The sequence below is a fragment of the Chryseobacterium sp. P1-3 genome (assembly GCF_000738495.1).
Lineage (GTDB): Bacteria > Bacteroidota > Bacteroidia > Flavobacteriales > Weeksellaceae > Chryseobacterium > Chryseobacterium gallinarum.
Map to the genome: position 1 here is coordinate 269,062 of NZ_JPEQ01000014.1, position 14,815 is coordinate 283,876.

At 35.3% G+C, this 14,815-nt stretch carries 18 protein-coding genes and 2 pseudogenes; 3 read left to right on the forward strand and 17 right to left on the reverse strand.

All coding sequences use genetic code 11. The features are described from left to right. Nucleotides 1-686: 686 nt before the first annotated feature. From HX13_RS18640 to pckA, 8 genes and pseudogenes are all read right to left on the reverse strand, one after another. A complete protein-coding gene (locus tag HX13_RS18640) occupies nt 687-1,061 on the reverse strand; it encodes a VOC family protein (protein ID WP_050022298.1) in 375 nt (124 codons plus the stop codon). Between the two features lie 173 nt (nt 1,062-1,234). After that, nucleotides 1,235-2,498, reverse strand: a pseudogene (locus HX13_RS18645) (aminotransferase class I/II-fold pyridoxal phosphate-dependent enzyme). A 109-nt stretch (nt 2,499-2,607) separates the two neighbouring features. Next, a complete protein-coding gene (locus HX13_RS18650; protein WP_050022299.1) occupies nt 2,608-3,204 on the reverse strand; it encodes a methyltransferase domain-containing protein in 597 nt (198 codons plus the stop codon). Further along, a complete protein-coding gene (locus HX13_RS26490) occupies nt 3,201-3,386 on the reverse strand; it encodes a hypothetical protein (protein WP_410493161.1) in 186 nt (61 codons plus the stop codon). Before HX13_RS26490 ends, HX13_RS18650 begins: the two co-directional genes overlap by 4 nt. After that, a complete protein-coding gene (locus HX13_RS26495) occupies nt 3,379-3,573 on the reverse strand; it encodes a hypothetical protein (RefSeq protein WP_050022300.1) in 195 nt (64 codons plus the stop codon). Before HX13_RS26495 ends, HX13_RS26490 begins: the two co-directional genes overlap by 8 nt. A gap of 47 nt (nt 3,574-3,620) precedes the next feature. Continuing rightward, a complete protein-coding gene (gene gcvT / locus HX13_RS18660) occupies nt 3,621-4,718 on the reverse strand; it encodes a glycine cleavage system aminomethyltransferase GcvT (protein WP_050022301.1) in 1,098 nt (365 codons plus the stop codon). A gap of 3 nt (nt 4,719-4,721) precedes the next feature. Next, on the reverse strand, nt 4,722-5,105 hold the full coding sequence (gene gcvH, locus HX13_RS18665) for a glycine cleavage system protein GcvH (protein WP_050022302.1): 384 nt from the start codon (nt 5,103-5,105) through the stop codon (nt 4,722-4,724). Between the two features lie 47 nt (nt 5,106-5,152). After that, nucleotides 5,153-6,743, reverse strand: a pseudogene (gene pckA, locus HX13_RS18670) (phosphoenolpyruvate carboxykinase (ATP)). Between the two features lie 130 nt (nt 6,744-6,873). On the opposite strand from pckA, the gene HX13_RS18675 reads away from it, so the two are divergent. From HX13_RS18675 to HX13_RS18685, 3 genes are all read left to right on the forward strand, one after another. Beyond that, nucleotides 6,874-7,554: a Crp/Fnr family transcriptional regulator gene (locus HX13_RS18675; RefSeq protein WP_050022303.1), complete on the forward strand. Its 681-nt coding sequence runs from the start codon at nt 6,874-6,876 to the stop codon at nt 7,552-7,554. Between the two features lie 117 nt (nt 7,555-7,671). Then, nucleotides 7,672-8,397, forward strand: a complete 726-nt coding sequence (locus tag HX13_RS18680; protein WP_050022304.1) for a YoaK family protein — start codon at nt 7,672-7,674, stop codon at nt 8,395-8,397. A 163-nt stretch (nt 8,398-8,560) separates the two neighbouring features. Next, a complete protein-coding gene (locus HX13_RS18685) occupies nt 8,561-8,737 on the forward strand; it encodes a histone H1 (RefSeq protein WP_050022305.1) in 177 nt (58 codons plus the stop codon). A gap of 67 nt (nt 8,738-8,804) precedes the next feature. Here the strand turns inward: HX13_RS18685 and HX13_RS18690 are convergent, their stop codons facing one another. The 9 genes from HX13_RS18690 to HX13_RS18730 form a co-directional block, all read right to left on the reverse strand. Further along, on the reverse strand, nt 8,805-10,007 hold the full coding sequence (locus HX13_RS18690; RefSeq protein WP_050022306.1) for an IS256 family transposase: 1,203 nt from the start codon (nt 10,005-10,007) through the stop codon (nt 8,805-8,807). 181 nt (nt 10,008-10,188) lie between these two features. Further along, nucleotides 10,189-10,620, reverse strand: a complete 432-nt coding sequence (locus HX13_RS24865) for a toprim domain-containing protein (protein ID WP_316931363.1) — start codon at nt 10,618-10,620, stop codon at nt 10,189-10,191. Nucleotides 10,621-10,629: 9 nt separating this feature from the next. Next, complete coding sequence (locus HX13_RS24870) at nt 10,630-11,025, reverse strand: hypothetical protein (RefSeq protein ID WP_238555502.1); 396 nt, start codon at nt 11,023-11,025, stop codon at nt 10,630-10,632. 420 nt (nt 11,026-11,445) lie between these two features. Next, entirely contained in the window at nt 11,446-11,769 is a 324-nt protein-coding gene (locus tag HX13_RS24875) for a hypothetical protein (protein ID WP_050022308.1), read from the reverse strand. Nucleotides 11,770-11,896: 127 nt separating this feature from the next. Beyond that, nucleotides 11,897-12,544 (reverse strand): hypothetical protein, encoded by a 648-nt coding sequence (locus tag HX13_RS24880; protein ID WP_050022309.1) that lies wholly within the window; start codon nt 12,542-12,544, stop codon nt 11,897-11,899. Between the two features lie 329 nt (nt 12,545-12,873). Further along, nucleotides 12,874-13,494, reverse strand: a complete 621-nt coding sequence (locus HX13_RS18715) for a hypothetical protein (RefSeq protein ID WP_128572502.1) — start codon at nt 13,492-13,494, stop codon at nt 12,874-12,876. A 93-nt stretch (nt 13,495-13,587) separates the two neighbouring features. After that, nucleotides 13,588-13,839, reverse strand: a complete 252-nt coding sequence (locus HX13_RS18720; RefSeq protein ID WP_050022311.1) for a DUF3853 family protein — start codon at nt 13,837-13,839, stop codon at nt 13,588-13,590. 6 nt (nt 13,840-13,845) lie between these two features. Next, a complete protein-coding gene (locus HX13_RS18725) occupies nt 13,846-14,397 on the reverse strand; it encodes a hypothetical protein (RefSeq protein ID WP_128572503.1) in 552 nt (183 codons plus the stop codon). Between the two features lie 19 nt (nt 14,398-14,416). Next, entirely contained in the window at nt 14,417-14,677 is a 261-nt protein-coding gene (locus HX13_RS18730; RefSeq protein WP_050022313.1) for a helix-turn-helix domain-containing protein, read from the reverse strand. Nucleotides 14,678-14,815: the final 138 nt, after the last annotated feature.

Here is a 14,815-nt window from a genome sequence, read left to right on the forward strand (position 1 = left end):
CAGGCACTTAAAACCTGAATGGAAAAAAATGAAATGAAGGCTCCGAAATCTTTTTGTCCGAAGGATTCAGGAGTGTCTGGAAAAATTGTTGGAGCGGAGTGGAGAGAATTTTTGTAGAAACCCAAAAAGATTTTTTTGAGTGAATGACCTGTACTACATTTGCTACAGTAAAAAGTGAAAAACCACAGTTATATATATGAATTGAATAGGTGATATTTAACCCTGGAATGATCTAAAACAATAATGAATAATTGGATTTTTCCTTGTGTTGATGCGATTTTGAAGCTTATTTTCTTAAGACCGTCATCAACATTCAAGACCGGAATTCTAAAAATTAACATGTTTTATTGAAGGTTTTATATATTTGTTAGTTGAAGAAGCTGAAAAAATCAGGTATATAAATCTGAATAATAAAGCACTTGTGGTAGCCAATAAAATGAGGTTATATAAATTATTTGACACTAAAAAACATCTTTATAACCTTCACAATCAATAAAAAAGCCTCCTCATAAAGGAGACTCAAAAATGATGATTGTTGGAAAGTTTTCGTTTCAAATATAGTGATTCTAAACAAAATCACTTACAAAAAAGGTATTACTACAAAATTGCAGTAATACAACAAAAAAATATACATAATATTCAGACCTATGTATTTCAGTTTATTAAAAATTGAATCTAACTCATTATTACTTAGGCTCCCAAAGCTCTATTTTATTCTCTTCAATATCAAGAATATGAATAAATTTCCCGAAATCATATGTTTCGATTTCATCAAGGATCGTTACCCCTTCTTTCCTTAGCTGTTCAACCAAACTCTCCAAGTCAGCAACCGTATAATTGATCATAAATTCCCTTGATGATGGTTCGAAGTAGTTGGTAGTTTCAGGAGAAGGGCTCCATGTCAAAGAACCTTTCGGATTCGAATCAGCTACATCTTTCCAATTGAAGGTTGCACCGTATTCATTGATATCAATACCAAGATGGGTTTTGTACCACTCTTTCAAAGCTTTTGGATCTTTACACTTGAAAAATATTCCGCCTATACCTGTTACTTTTTTCATACTTTGATCTATTGTCGTTGGTTTAATTACAAATATAACTTTTTCAGAACGATAATTTTACCCTTAGCCAGCTTTAATAGCTTAGTATTTTGCTTTCATTTGCCATTAAATAAATTACCATTTGAGTATCATTGTTGTAATTATATTTTGCTTCAGATATTTTTAAAATTGATTTAATTTATTTTCCCTACTAAAGTACTACTATTTTCGGATTGCTGTCCATAAAACCCGGAATTTAAATTAGTCCGGATCTCTGTAAATACAGCAATTGTTCTCTCTACATCTTCCAAAGTATGTACAGCAGTTGGAATTAATCGTAAAATAATCATTCCTTTTGGTACAACAGGATAAACTACCATAGAACAAAACAGCTGATGGGTTTCACGTAAATCACGAACCAATGCAGTTGCTTCTTCTATCGTCCCATTGAGATAAACTGGGGTCACCGGAGAATTTGTGTCGCCAATATCAAAACCGGCATCGGTTAGTCCTTTTTGTAAGCTATGGGCTACTTTCCAAAGCTTTTCTCTAAGCTCAGGTTTTGTCCGCATTAATTCCAGTCGTTTTAAAGCTCCGAATACCATTGGCATTGGAAGTGATTTAGCAAATATCTGAGAACGCATATTATATTTCAAAAATAGGATCGCTTCTTTAGTACTGGCAATAAAAGCTCCAATACCGGCAAATGATTTTGCAAACGTTCCAAAATAAAAATCAATACCACCTTGCACTCCTTGCTCTTCACCTGTTCCAGCTCCTGTTTTTCCTAAGCAGCCAATACCATGAGCATCATCCACCAATAAGGAAAAATTAAACTTTTCTTTCAGTGCAACAATCTCTTTTAGCTTTCCCTGATCTCCACGCATTCCAAAGACTCCTTCCGTAATTACCAATATGGCTCCGTTTGTTTTAGAGACTATTTTCTCTGCACGCTTCAATTGCTTTTCACAATCCTCTATATCATTGTGCTTGAAAACAAAATGTTTTCCTAGGTGCAAACGTATTCCGTCAATAATACAGGCATGAGATTCAGCATCATACACAATGACATCCTTCCGATCCACCAAGCTGTCAATGATGGATACCATTCCCTGATAGCCATAATTTAGTAAAAAAAGCATCTTCTTTTTGAAGATAGTCAGCAACTTTCTCTTCAAATTCTTCATGCAATCTGGTATTTCCGCTCATCATTCTTGCTCCCATCGGATAGGCAAGTCCATATTGCTGGGCTCCTTCAGCATCAGCCTGTCTGATTTCCGGATGATTAGCCAATCCTAAATAATTATTCAGGCTCCAAACTAATTTCTTCTTCCCATTAAAAAGCATGGTATTACCGATCTCCCCTTCAAGCCTTGGATAGGCATAATATCCATGAGCGTAATGAGCGTGATCTCCCAGAGGACCAAGGCGTGTATTTATTTTATCTAATATATTCATTCTTGAAAAAGAATTTTATTAATTATACTTAACTAATCTTAAATTCATGGTTTTAGACAGCTTTTTTTGAGAAAATGAAGTGTTTAGATTTTCTTTTTCTTAAACCGGGCTAGAATACTTTTTTCCAAAAACTTAAAAATCCATTACAGGCAGAGTCTACCAATTCAAAGTTCCTCGGAATTTCATCCCATTTACTCCAATAGGTAACCAAGCGGGTTCCAACAGGAGTTTTATGTAATTGTTCTTTTACATACTCTGAATAGGCATCATATAGATCCCTGTCAGGATGTATCGTGTCATCAATTGGATGTGAAGTATCAATATTTTCAAAAAACGAATTGAAAAAGTAGAAAGCCTCGAAATCAGAAAAACTAATTTCATTAATATTGGAATTTATAAATTCTACATTGTTGATATTGTGTTTGTCGGCTATTTTTCTTGACATTTTAGTAAGTGAAGCCCTTTGCTCTACTCCATAAAAAAAACCATTTGTAGAAGCAGCTCCTACCAGACAAAACTTTCCGGCACCCGATCCAATGTCAAGCACTTTTTTCCCTGGTTTTTCCGCTAAATATGCTGCTGCCAATTTAGCCACTGGAACTGGGGTCCAATGCATTTCTGCTACTGCCTGTATACCCGGAGGATATATTTCATTAAAAACGGCATCCTTCACATCCATATTCTGCCTAAGCTGTTGAAAAATCATTTTGCTATTTGTATATAATCTTCATAAGTTAATAATTCATCTGTTGAAATATAGGTCGAAAGAATCAAAAACCAGCAGTTATAGGGATCTGTGTTGATATGGGAAGGCTTTATGTCTACATTTTGATTGACTTCCATAATTTTACAATCACAGGGAGCTATGAGCTGAAAAGTCCTATTGATTCCATAAACGGCTCCAAAAGGTGTCCCTTTTTTTTAAGATTTTTTTCTGTAAGCTAAATTCAATCAAATGAATTTCTCCTATCTCTTTTTGCGCAAAATCGGTAATGCCGATACAGAAATCATACAATCCTATTTTTCTTAGCCACAAGTGATTTTCAGTATAATAAAGGTTTTTAGGAACAAGCATACAATGATTTAATCTAATTTTTATGTACTAATCTTGTAATGATTAATCTATTTTTTAATAAATGGAGTACTAACAATTACAGCCTTAATCGGCTTATTTCTGATATTAATGAAAACTTCACTTCCTGGCTTAGAGTTTTCAACGGAAACATACCCCATTCCTATCGCTTTTTTGAGTGTAGGGGACATGGTACCGGAGGTAACGGTTCCTATAACTTCACGGTCAGCATTCCAGATTTCATAGCCATGACGGGGAATCCCTTTGTCCTTCATTTCAAAACCAACCAGTTTTTTTGTAACTCCCTTTTCTTTTTGAATTTTTAAGAATCCGCTATGAACAAAATCTTTGGTAAATTTTGTGATCCAGCCCAGACCTGCTTCCAAGGGTGAAACAGAATCATCAATGTCATTTCCATACAAACAATACCCCATTTCCAGACGTAATGTATCTCTTGCAGCCAGTCCAATGGGTTCAATACCTTCATCTTTTCCGGCCTCAAATATAGCTTCCCATAAATGAGCTGCATATTTGTTTTCCACATAGATTTCAAATCCCTGTTCCCCTGTATATCCCGTTGCTGAAACCAAAACATTCGGAATGTGAGCAAATTCACCAATGGTGAATGTATAAGATTCCATCTCCTTTAAATTAATATCGGTCAGCTTCTGTAAGACTTCTACTGTTTTCTGTCCCTGAACAGCCAATAAAGAAACTGAATCTGAAATATTCGTTACTTCTGCTCCAAAAGTATTGTGACTTGTTATCCAGTCCAGATCTTTCTGTATGTTGGAGGCATTAACTACCAATAGGTGATCATTTTTGCTTATTTTATAAACCAGCAGGTCATCAACGATCCCTCCTGTATCATTCGGCATACAGCTGTATTGTACTTTTCCGGGATAAAGTTTTGATGCATCATTGGAGGTGATTTTCTGGATAAGCTCTAAAGAACCTTTACCCTGTACCGAGATCTCTCCCATATGCGAAACATCAAAGACCCCAACTCCATTTCTCACTGTCTCATGCTCATGAGTCACTCCTTTGTATTGTACAGGCATTTCATAGCCTGCATATTCTACCATTTTTGCTCCCAATGCATGATGTATGGCGTTAAATGCTGTTTTCTTTAGCTTTATAGTTTTCATATTTTATGATACCCCTATTAATGATGCATATGAAGCTGATCTCAATAATCCTTCTGCATCAAACAAATTCTCAACCTTAATTTTAATCATCCAGCCTTCCCCATAAGGATCTGAGTTTACCAGTTCGGGATTGGTTTCTAATTTTGGATTAATTTCCAATATTTCCCCGGCAAGAGGAAGAAACAGATCGGACACTGTTTTTACCGCTTCTACAGTTCCAAATACTTCATGTTGTTTTAGATTTTCTCCTAAAGTTTCTATTTCAACATATACGATATCCCCTAATTCATGTTGAGCAAAATCGGTAATTCCGATATAAGCCATATCATTTTCTAGTCTTACCCATTCGTGATCTTGAGTATATAAGAGGTTTTCAGGAATCTTCATTATGTTCGTTCTTGTTATTATTTATATGTTTATTCAATGAGTTTACCTTATTTTTGGATACAAGGGCCTCCGTTTAAAATTTCCTGATCAGCAAAAGATTCAAAAGACTTAAAGTTTTGTACAAACTGCGAAGCCAAATGCTGTGCTTTCTCATCATATGCCAATTGGTCATCCCACGTATTTTTAGGATTTAGAATTTCTGAGGGAACGCCTTCACACTCTACAGGTATTTGGAGTCCAAATACAGGATCTTGTACAAAATCTACATGTTGCAGTCTATTTTCAAGCACTGCCGATATCATAGCTCTGGTATAAGCCAGCTTTATACGTTCTCCTGTACCGTAAGCTCCTCCGGACCAACCGGTGTTGATAAGCCATACATTGATATTATTTTTCTTCAATTTTTTCCCCAGCAATTCTGCATATTGTGTGGGATGAAGCGGTAAAAAAGGCTTGCCAAAACATGCTGAAAAGGTGGTCTGAGGTTCTGTAATCCCGGCTTCAGTTCCTGCAACCTTAGCGGTATATCCTGAAATAAAATGATACATAGCCTGTCCCACTGATAATTTTGAGATTGGAGGAAGAACTCCAAAAGCATCACATGTTAAAAAGAAAATATTTTTAGGGGCACCTCCTATGGAAGGATGCACTGCATTATCGATAAAACCTATTGGATAAGCAGCTCTTGTGTTTTCTGTCACTGAAGTATTGTCATAGTCCACAATATCTGTTCCTTCAAAAAAACGTACATTTTCAAGCAAAGTTCCCGAGCGGATTGCTGAAAATATTTGCGGTTCTTTTTCCTCACTCAGGCCTATACATTTGGCATAGCACCCACCTTCAAAATTAAAGACACTTTCATCATCCCATCCGTGTTCATCATCACCGATTAATTTTCTTGAAGAATCTGCTGAAAGCGTTGTTTTTCCTGTTCCCGAAAGTCCAAAAAATACAGAGGTATCCCCATCAGCTCCTATATTAGCTGAGCAGTGCATGGATAGCACATTTTTTTTCAAATGGCAGAATATAGTTTAATACCGTGAAAATTCCCTTTTTAATTTCTCCGGTGTACCCGCTTCCTCCAATGAGGATTATTTTCCTAGTGAAGTTGATAATCGTAAAATTATGCTGACGGGTATTGTGAATTTCAGGATCAGCCTTGAAATCGGGAGCATTAAGGATTAGCCACTCATGCTGAAAAGTTTCCAGTTCCTTTTCCATAGGTCGGAGAAAAAGGTTGTTAACAAATAAATTTGACCATGGCGTTTCAGTAATAACTTTTATGTTCAGCCTGTATTGAGGTTTTGCACAAGCGTAGACATCCCTTACATACATATCCTTACCGGAAAGATGGGCTGTAACGCTGTCGTACAATCTGTCGAAATCTTCAGGAGAAAAAGGATGATTAACTTCGCCCCACCATATAGAATCTTTGGTTGTATCGTCCATGACAATGTATTTGTCTTTCGGGGAACGCCCTGTAAATTCTCCAGTATCACAAGCCAAAGCACCAGACTTTGTAATAATTCCCTGATTTAGTTTTAAGGTTTGTGAAATCAGCTGGGGAACAGATAAATTATAATAGACTTCTTTCCCGGGTATAATTCCAATATTTCTTAGAGATTCTAAATATTCCATAGATGAATTAAGGTTTGCTTATCCCTGTAAAAATAGATACTATAAGAGGAAATAGGAAGGATATAAGTCTTTTATAAGTGTGATTTAAGTCAAATTTAAGTTAGGGTAAAAATGTGTAAATTAGTAAATCATGATTTCAAAATTTATTTTTAATAATCAATATCTTTTTGAGGAGCTTTCTGAATATGATAAAGAAATGCTTCAAAAAGTAATGCAGGTTAAAAACTACCGTAAAAACGAAGCCATATTTACTGAAGGGACTATTCCTAATGGTATATTTTATTTAAAGGAAGGGAAGGTGAAAAAATATAAAGTCGACAATGATGGTAGGGAGCAGATTATTTATATTTATAATGCAGGGGAGTTTTTTGGATATTCAGCCATCTTAAATGATTATTCTTATGGAGATACTACCCAGGTCATTGAAAGTTCAGTTGTTGCTTTTATCCCAAAAGAAGATTTTTTACATATTCTTGATCAATCCATGGTATTTTCCAGATTTCTTCTTAAAAGCCTGAGCCATGAGTTTAGTGTAATGGCTAACCTGATGACTATTTTATCCCAACGAACCGTCAGGGAGCGTGCTGCACTTAGCTTATTGATTCTTCATAATAAATACAAATCAAACAATACTATTGAAAATGTATATATTACCTTATCCCGCGTTGACTTAGCCAATATGGTGGGAACAGCAAGAGAAACATTAGCACGGATCCTTCATGATTTTAGGGAAGAACAGCTTATTGCTATGGAAGGAAGGAAAATACAGCTGAAAGATATAGACAGATTAACGCGTATTGCTAATCTCTAACAAGGATAATAATACCTTTATTTTGAAGATTTCATGATGGATAGAGAGTAAAATTGCATAAAGAATTATTTTCCTTCCATAACATGTGTAATGTATAATTAACATAAAGGAAGAATTATGTTTAGACATAAAGGAAAAGGACGAACATATTCCCATAATTTAAAACTGGCCTCTATTTTATCCTGTGTTGCAGGGCTAGTGAATATTACAGGGGTTCTCTCCGTAAGTACCCTTACTACCAATGTAACAGGACATTTTGCCTATTTCTCTGAAGAGCTGTTTTTAAAGAATTATAAGATGGCTTTTATTTATTTGTCCTATATTTTGTTTTTCTTACTGGGAGCCTTTATTTCAGGTGCTATTATGGAATGGGCTTCAAAACATAAATCCCATATCTCTTATATTATTCCTTTATCAATTGAAATTGCTATTATGCTTGTTATAGGATTCTCACCTGAATTATTTCCTGATGATCCATTTATACCATTGGTGATTTCTTCGGCATTACTATTCGCTATGGGGTTACAAAATGCTCTTGTTACCCGTGTCTCCCAGTCTGTAGTGCGAACCACTCACCTCACAGGACTGTTTACTGATCTGGGAATTGAGTTATCACAGCTGCTTTTTTATGGGCAAAAAGGAAGAAGAATACAATTAAACAAAAGCATTTTTTTAAAGCTCATGATTATCAGTTGTTTCTTTTTAGGCGGAATACTTGGAGCGCTTGTCTATCAGCATTTTCAATTGAAAACGCTTCTTATCCCTGCCGGTTTATTATTATTTGCTGCATGGTATGACCGATTATTGTTCCGGTATTACCATCTGAAAAGAAAATTGAGATAATTATTTTTCTTGTTTTCCTATTTTTTGAAAGATAAAATCCGGAGCACTCTTTAACCATTTTTAGAAGTTTATTTATTTTTATTTGTAAAAAAATACAGACATGATTATTTGCCAATAAAATAAACAAGATTACTCTATATTTGCAACCTTAAAATCAATTTTTATGAAAGAACTATTAGAAAAAATTAACGCAGAATTTGAAACTTTTAAAACAGACTCTAACCTTCAGCTTGAAAAAGGAAACAAAGCGGCAGGAACAAGAGCAAGAAAAGCAGCTTTAGAATTAAGCAAGCTTCTAAAGGATTTTAGAAAAGTCTCAGTCGTAGAAAGCAAGAAATAATCAATAAAGCTCCCAAAATAGACACTATCCCATAAAGTGTGTAAGTTAAAAAGTCATGGCTTAGATTTTATAATCTGAGCCTTTCTTCAAAAATAAGCATAAATTGGTTGAGAACAATACCCCAATTCTGGATAGGCATTGACCATTTTTTTGTGGCTTCTTTTAAAGCAAGATAAACAGATTTCAAGACCGCATCATCCGTAGGAAAAGACATTTTGTTTTTGGTGTATTTTCGGATTTTGCCGTTGAGATTCTCGATTAAATTGGTGGTGTAAATGATTTTACGGATTTCTAAAGGAAATTCAAAAAATATGGTCAATTCATCCCAATTATCCCTCCAGGATTTGATGGCGTAGGAATATTTGGATTCCCATTTTTCTGCAAAATCCCTTAGAGCAGCTTCTGCTGCTTGTTTTGTAGGAACGGTGTAAATAAGCTTCATATCTGCAGAGAACTCTTTTCTATCCTTCCAGACCACATATTTACAGGCATTTCTGATCTGGTGAACTACACAGATTTGGGTTTGAGATTGTGGGAAAACTGAGCGAATGGTTTGGGTAAATCCGTTCAGATTATCTGTTGCCGTAATGAGGATATCTTCCACGCCACGAGCTTTGAGATCCGTTAAAACACCCATCCAGAAGCTCGAACTTTCATTTTTACCGAGCCACATTCCAAGAACTTCCTTTTTGCCTTCACGATTTAATCCTACTGCCAAATAGATGGTTTTGTTAATGACCTTGGAGTTTTCACGAACCTTGAATACGATTCCGTCCATCCAGACAATTAAATACAAATCTTCTAACGGGCGGCTTTGCCAGCTAATCACTTCGGTGGCAACGGCATTGGTAATCCTGGAAATGGCAGAGGAAGATATTTCAAAATCGTATAGTTCTTTAATCTGCTCTTCGATATCGCTCACACTCATGCCTTTGGCGTAGAATGAGATAATAATATTCTCCAATCCTTCGATGATGTTATGCCTTTTTGGAACTAATACGGGTTCAAAACTACTTGCCCTGTCTCTGGGAACTTTGATTTCACTCTCTCCAAAAGAGGATTTTATTTTCTTGGTTCCATGCCCATTACGATAGTTTCCTTCTTTGGTTTTTTCATGTTTTTCATTGTCCAGATGAGCATCAAGTTCAGCATCAAGCATATGTTCTACTGCCTTTTTGTGCAGTTCTTTGAAGAATGATGTTAAATCTTCTCCATTCTTGAAGGATTTGTAAAATTCCTTGTTGTTTAGTAAGTCTTCTTTGTCGATCATAACTATGTAATGGTTAAAAATAATAAAAAGTTATTTCCGAAAAATTTATTAAGCTTTAAGGGCTATAAATTTTCCAGAATAACTTTTTAACTTACACAGTTAGTGAGACACTACCCCAAAAAATACTGGGAGTTTTATTCTTGAATACATACTACGTAAGCAACCAGGACTTAATTACTCATTATTTCTTCTGACAAAACCACTCATTAAGATCCTTAAAACCTTTGTAAATTAGAGAACAATCCTCTACATTTTCATATTTTATTATCATTTTTTCAGTGGTCGTTTTTCCATTGGAATCATTGTCCAGAAAAAGTGAAATTTTATTGTATCTGTTTAGTTTCTTTTCAGCTTTATAAAGCATTGCTGTAGAATTTAATATGAGATAATCTGAGTTAGAGTCCTTTTCATTTTCTATATTTATGTAGGTCAGGAAATCAAAGAAGCCTTCAAAAACAGCAATCTCATCTGCCTTATTTTCAATCAGGGTTACATCTTTATCTCCTAAACAGATTTTGAAATATTGATTTCTAATTTCTATGCCTCCGGAATCATTGAGAAAACCTATTCCGAAATAATTTTTCCATCTTAAACGAAAATGGATTTCCTTTATAAAATGACTCTACTCATGAACTTTTCTTTCTGTCAGATACCTGACTAAAGCGGGATGGGTAATTTCATGTATTTTTGAAACTTCATAAGTCCGTGTTTGCCAACCTTCCTTACTGTTTTTTTCAGTTCTTTCATATGAAAAGTCAAGCTTTCCAAGATATTTTAAAGCATCGGAGACCGAGCATCTATTAATGGTTTGGACAATTGAGATCACATCGTAACTTTTTCCTGTTCCGAAGTCGAATGCCTTATTTTTTATAAAATCCACCGAAAGGCTGGGAATCTTTTCTTCCCGATCCAATGCAAAATAGAAAGCGGACTTTCCGTTTTCTTTCACGGGAAAAAGATTGAAGGATTCTAAAACCGTCCGGATTCCGACTTTTTGTTTGATTTTTTCGCAATTCATTTTTTTCTTTTTAAAGCAATTTTTTACCCCGGATTTTCCTTTTAATAAAAAAAAGACTTTTATTATCTTTTAAATAAACTTTTAATAGTTCGTGGTATCTGCCTGTCGCAAAGCGTTTGCATTGTTTTTCAAATGAGCGCAATTCCGAACACCAAATGAGTGCAAATCCGAAATTCAGATGAGCGAAATTCCGAAAAAATGCCATTTGCAAGATGAGTGCAATTCCGAATCGAATCTGGTTTTCCTTTCTTATTTTCATTTTATCTGTCATTTTCACTGGTTTTATAGTTCAGGAATGAGTGCAATTCCGAAATCAGCTTCATAAAAATCTAAATTTTAACATTTTCTTAACTTCAGCGAGTGCAATTCCGAATTCCGAATGAGTACAAATCCGAAATACGGATGAGCGCAATTCCGAAATCAGAGAATCACGGGATAACCGTTGGGCAGTATTTCCCCCATTTTTGTTTCCCTGTAGAATTGTATAATAAGTTCCTGTATCTTGTTTAAAAAAGCCGTTCCCTGATAATTCGTGGATTTTATTCCTTCCAGCCTGTTAATCCTTATAAATTCATCAAAAGCCTTTTCTATCAGCCCGCGGGTTTGCGGAATAGTTTTGTATTGGTATGAAAACTGGAGCATTTCCCGTTGTCCCAGGCCATACCTTTTCTGAAAATAATAGAGCCTCTTTGCAATTTTTGATTTCTCTGCTGTGTGCTCCGACATATCGGTATCGCTTACCATTTTATTGTAAAAAGGATGAATGAAAATAGAATCCCCTTTGTAATGATAATTGAATGAAAGGGTATTGTACCTGTTGAAATTTACTTTTGCAGTTTTGAGGAACTTGAAACAAAAATCATTCGCGGTTTTATAGTTCAGTCCAAACTTTTTTGTTCAGTGACGAAAGTTTTATCATGGTTCCATCTTCAGGAAGTTTTGAAAGCCAGATGGCAAAAATAATGTGCTTGTTGTTTCTGATATTATATACCAGATTATACAGGATGTAGTTATATTCGGGAATAATCATTAGCTTTTTCAGCCAATAGCTGCTGATAAGAAAGGAAGTATACCCTCTTTGATCATACGTTGGAGTTGAAATCAGCCCTCCAAAGGTTTTAATCTCCTTTCCTTTGGAATTTACTGATTTATACCAGCCCATTTTGAATCGGGCAAGAAACTCATAGGCTTCTACAACCTGTTTGGTTGAGCCACTCGGAGAGATTTTACTGTTGCGGATTTTAATAGAGGCAAAAATATTATTTTCAGTTTCAAATTCTTCATCAAATAAAGAGAGCTGCTTTGGACGGTCCTCAGGGCGGAACTGCTCACTGCTGATAATCGAAATAATGTTAAAAATAACACGTAGTGCATTGATCGGAATATCAGCAGCTTCTTGATCTTCAAAAATAAAATCGTCCACAAAATGATTACCCAGACGTATTCTTTCGGGAATTCTCTCGTCTTTATCCTCAAATATCTTTCTGACAAACCTTACATCTTTTTCCGGAATCGCCATAATTTATATTTTTAGTGTGCTTTAATTTTGATCTTTAACAGAACTTTGTTCAGATTGAAAGACCTTTATAGCAATTTAATTTTCTCTGTCTTTAGAGTTTTTGAGCCCTCATTAAGATTATAATACAGGTACTCCCCTGTTTCATCTATTCTGAAAACTCTTTTCTCCACTTTCCCGAAATTGGGTATTCTAACTTTTTGAATTCCCTGATACTCAGCAAGAATGCCATTGAGACTTACTTTTTGTCCAAGCTTTATATCTGATAGTTTTTATTTTTTATCGTTTTAAAATTTAATAGATAAACATCAATACTTATGTTCTTTAAAGAATCATTTTGGAGGTTTAATAGTCGGGATTGACTCTAAAGACAGTTGTCCGTTATCATTCCTGTTTTTTATATAGGGCAAAAGATTTTTCAATGAGGATTTCCAGCTGGTTATGGGTTTCCCCAAATTATTACACCAGTTACTATTTACCCATAAAGCGTACCTCTCCTTAATAGCGGAATGTATAGATTCTTCATAGCCGCTCAGCGTTTTAGCATAGTCTATAAATTCTTCCAAAGAAGGGATGCCGGCTATTATTTTAAAAGGCTCAGGCTCCCTATTATCAAAGGATGCCATCTCTTTCTGTTCCGTAATTTCGATAGTACTTATGACGGATAAATCAACCACAGGCAAATTTTCATTTTCTTTAGCGATCGCTACCGGGGGATTACGTTTGATTTTTAGCTTTTGTTTCTTTTCCTGCTTTTGGATTGGTAAAGGATAATCCAGAACTATTCTATATGAATAGGAATATCCTTTTTTGTTTTTATAATGAACCAGCCCTGCATTCCGCAGCGCTTCTCTGGCAGGTCTTACCGTTTTTCTTGTTAGTCCTAGTGTATTGCCAATCGCTACGTCGGAAACAGTAACATCGTATCCGTTATTATCATTCGCCAATTTCAACAGATACAGGTAGATTGCAACAGCAGTGGTACCCAGTTGCGCTTTTGGACCAGATTCCCAAAATTTTTTGTATAAGCTCCTGATAATACATCATTATTTCCGTCCAAAAAGCTCCAGTACTTTTTGCTTATCTATGATGATAATTTTTCCCTTTTGTATAATAGCTTCATCCAAAATTCCGGAGGATTTTATTTCCGAAGCTTTTGAAACGGAACATCCCAGTACTTTCGCTAATCCCTTGAGTCCGTATTCATGCCTGTTTTCCGAACCAAGGTTTTTGATGATTTCCAAAAATTCCTCGACCGTCAGCTTCCAAAGGGGTGTTTGTGGATCTATCTTTTTCATTTTCTTTTATTGATTGATTTTAGCTACCTTTTTTTCCTTAGAAATCCAATTCCTTGCAGCAGCCTGCCAACTGTTCATTAATTTTCCCTCACTTAATTTCCAATTCTGAGAATCATAAAAGGAATAAAACTCATGTGCCCCAGCAGAAGGCAAATCACGTTCATTAAAATATAATTCTACTTCATAAAATGTTGGTACAGAAAAGAGAATCTTTTTTTGTACTGATAATTTTTGCTCCGGGAAAGCTTTATTTATAGAAGTTTCACACTCGTCAAAATCAACAATCTCAACAAGACTTCCTTTATAAGGATCGTAACTGGGGAAATACATAATAAATCCAGCCAAATGTAGCTCTTTGATACACCTGTGATAGGTTCCTAAAGATTTCACCTTGCCCAATCTCATGACCTCACCTCGATAAATACGAAAGGGGCTCTGAAACCTGTTCATGCTCCAGCATTGAAAAAGTGCAACATATATACTGATATGAGAAGGATACATCCGGCTATCTTTAATGACATGCCCGAAAAAACTAATGATATCTTTAGTCTGATTCATGATTTTCTGTTTTCTGTGACTATTTAGAATTCGTAAGCAGCTTCTCAATGTCTTTGTAATTATAATACAGGATTCCCCCTATCTTCGTATAAGAAAGGGTTCCGTTAATCCTCAAATTCTGTAAGGTTCCCGAAGAAATATTCAGAAATTTTTTGACCTCCGAAGTACGGAGCCATAATTTTTGTTCTGTCGTTCTTACCTGAAGCAGATCTTTAATATCTTCCAGCAGCTCTATTTTGAATTGCTGAAGGTCTTCTTTGGTGATAATGGATATTGCCATAATTTCAAAAATTGTTTGTTTGACAAATTTTCGAAATCAGGCCGGATTTCTTTCGGTAGGTCTTCGGTACTACCGAAAGATTTTTATATACTCTCCATCAATAAAGGAATTATTGAAAAAGCACTAATAATTCGATTT

What these genes read in the sequence shown, in the direction of transcription:
- HX13_RS18640 (WP_050022298.1), bottom strand. Translation starts at nt 1,061, where the DNA reads ATGAAAAAAGTAACAGGTATAGGCGGAATATTTTTCAAGTGTAAAGAT.
- HX13_RS18650 (WP_050022299.1), bottom strand. Translation starts at nt 3,204, where the DNA reads ATGATTTTTCAACAGCTTAGGCAGAATATGGATGTGAAGGATGCCGTT.
- HX13_RS26495 (WP_050022300.1), bottom strand. Translation starts at nt 3,573, where the DNA reads ATGCTTGTTCCTAAAAACCTTTATTATACTGAAAATCACTTGTGGCTA.
- gcvT (WP_050022301.1), bottom strand. Translation starts at nt 4,718, where the DNA reads ATGAAAACTATAAAGCTAAAGAAAACAGCATTTAACGCCATACATCAT.
- gcvH (WP_050022302.1), bottom strand. Translation starts at nt 5,105, where the DNA reads ATGAAGATTCCTGAAAACCTCTTATATACTCAAGATCACGAATGGGTA.
- HX13_RS18675 (WP_050022303.1), top strand. Translation starts at nt 6,874, where the DNA reads ATGATTTCAAAATTTATTTTTAATAATCAATATCTTTTTGAGGAGCTT.
- HX13_RS18680 (WP_050022304.1), top strand. Translation starts at nt 7,672, where the DNA reads ATGTTTAGACATAAAGGAAAAGGACGAACATATTCCCATAATTTAAAA.
- HX13_RS18685 (WP_050022305.1), top strand. Translation starts at nt 8,561, where the DNA reads ATGAAAGAACTATTAGAAAAAATTAACGCAGAATTTGAAACTTTTAAA.
- HX13_RS18690 (WP_050022306.1), bottom strand. Translation starts at nt 10,007, where the DNA reads ATGATCGACAAAGAAGACTTACTAAACAACAAGGAATTTTACAAATCC.
- HX13_RS24870 (WP_238555502.1), bottom strand. Translation starts at nt 11,025, where the DNA reads ATGAATTGCGAAAAAATCAAACAAAAAGTCGGAATCCGGACGGTTTTA.
- HX13_RS24875 (WP_050022308.1), bottom strand. Translation starts at nt 11,769, where the DNA reads ATGGTAAGCGATACCGATATGTCGGAGCACACAGCAGAGAAATCAAAA.
- HX13_RS24880 (WP_050022309.1), bottom strand. Translation starts at nt 12,544, where the DNA reads ATGGCGATTCCGGAAAAAGATGTAAGGTTTGTCAGAAAGATATTTGAG.
- HX13_RS18720 (WP_050022311.1), bottom strand. Translation starts at nt 13,839, where the DNA reads ATGAAAAAGATAGATCCACAAACACCCCTTTGGAAGCTGACGGTCGAG.
- HX13_RS18725 (WP_128572503.1), bottom strand. Translation starts at nt 14,397, where the DNA reads ATGAATCAGACTAAAGATATCATTAGTTTTTTCGGGCATGTCATTAAA.
- HX13_RS18730 (WP_050022313.1), bottom strand. Translation starts at nt 14,677, where the DNA reads ATGGCAATATCCATTATCACCAAAGAAGACCTTCAGCAATTCAAAATA.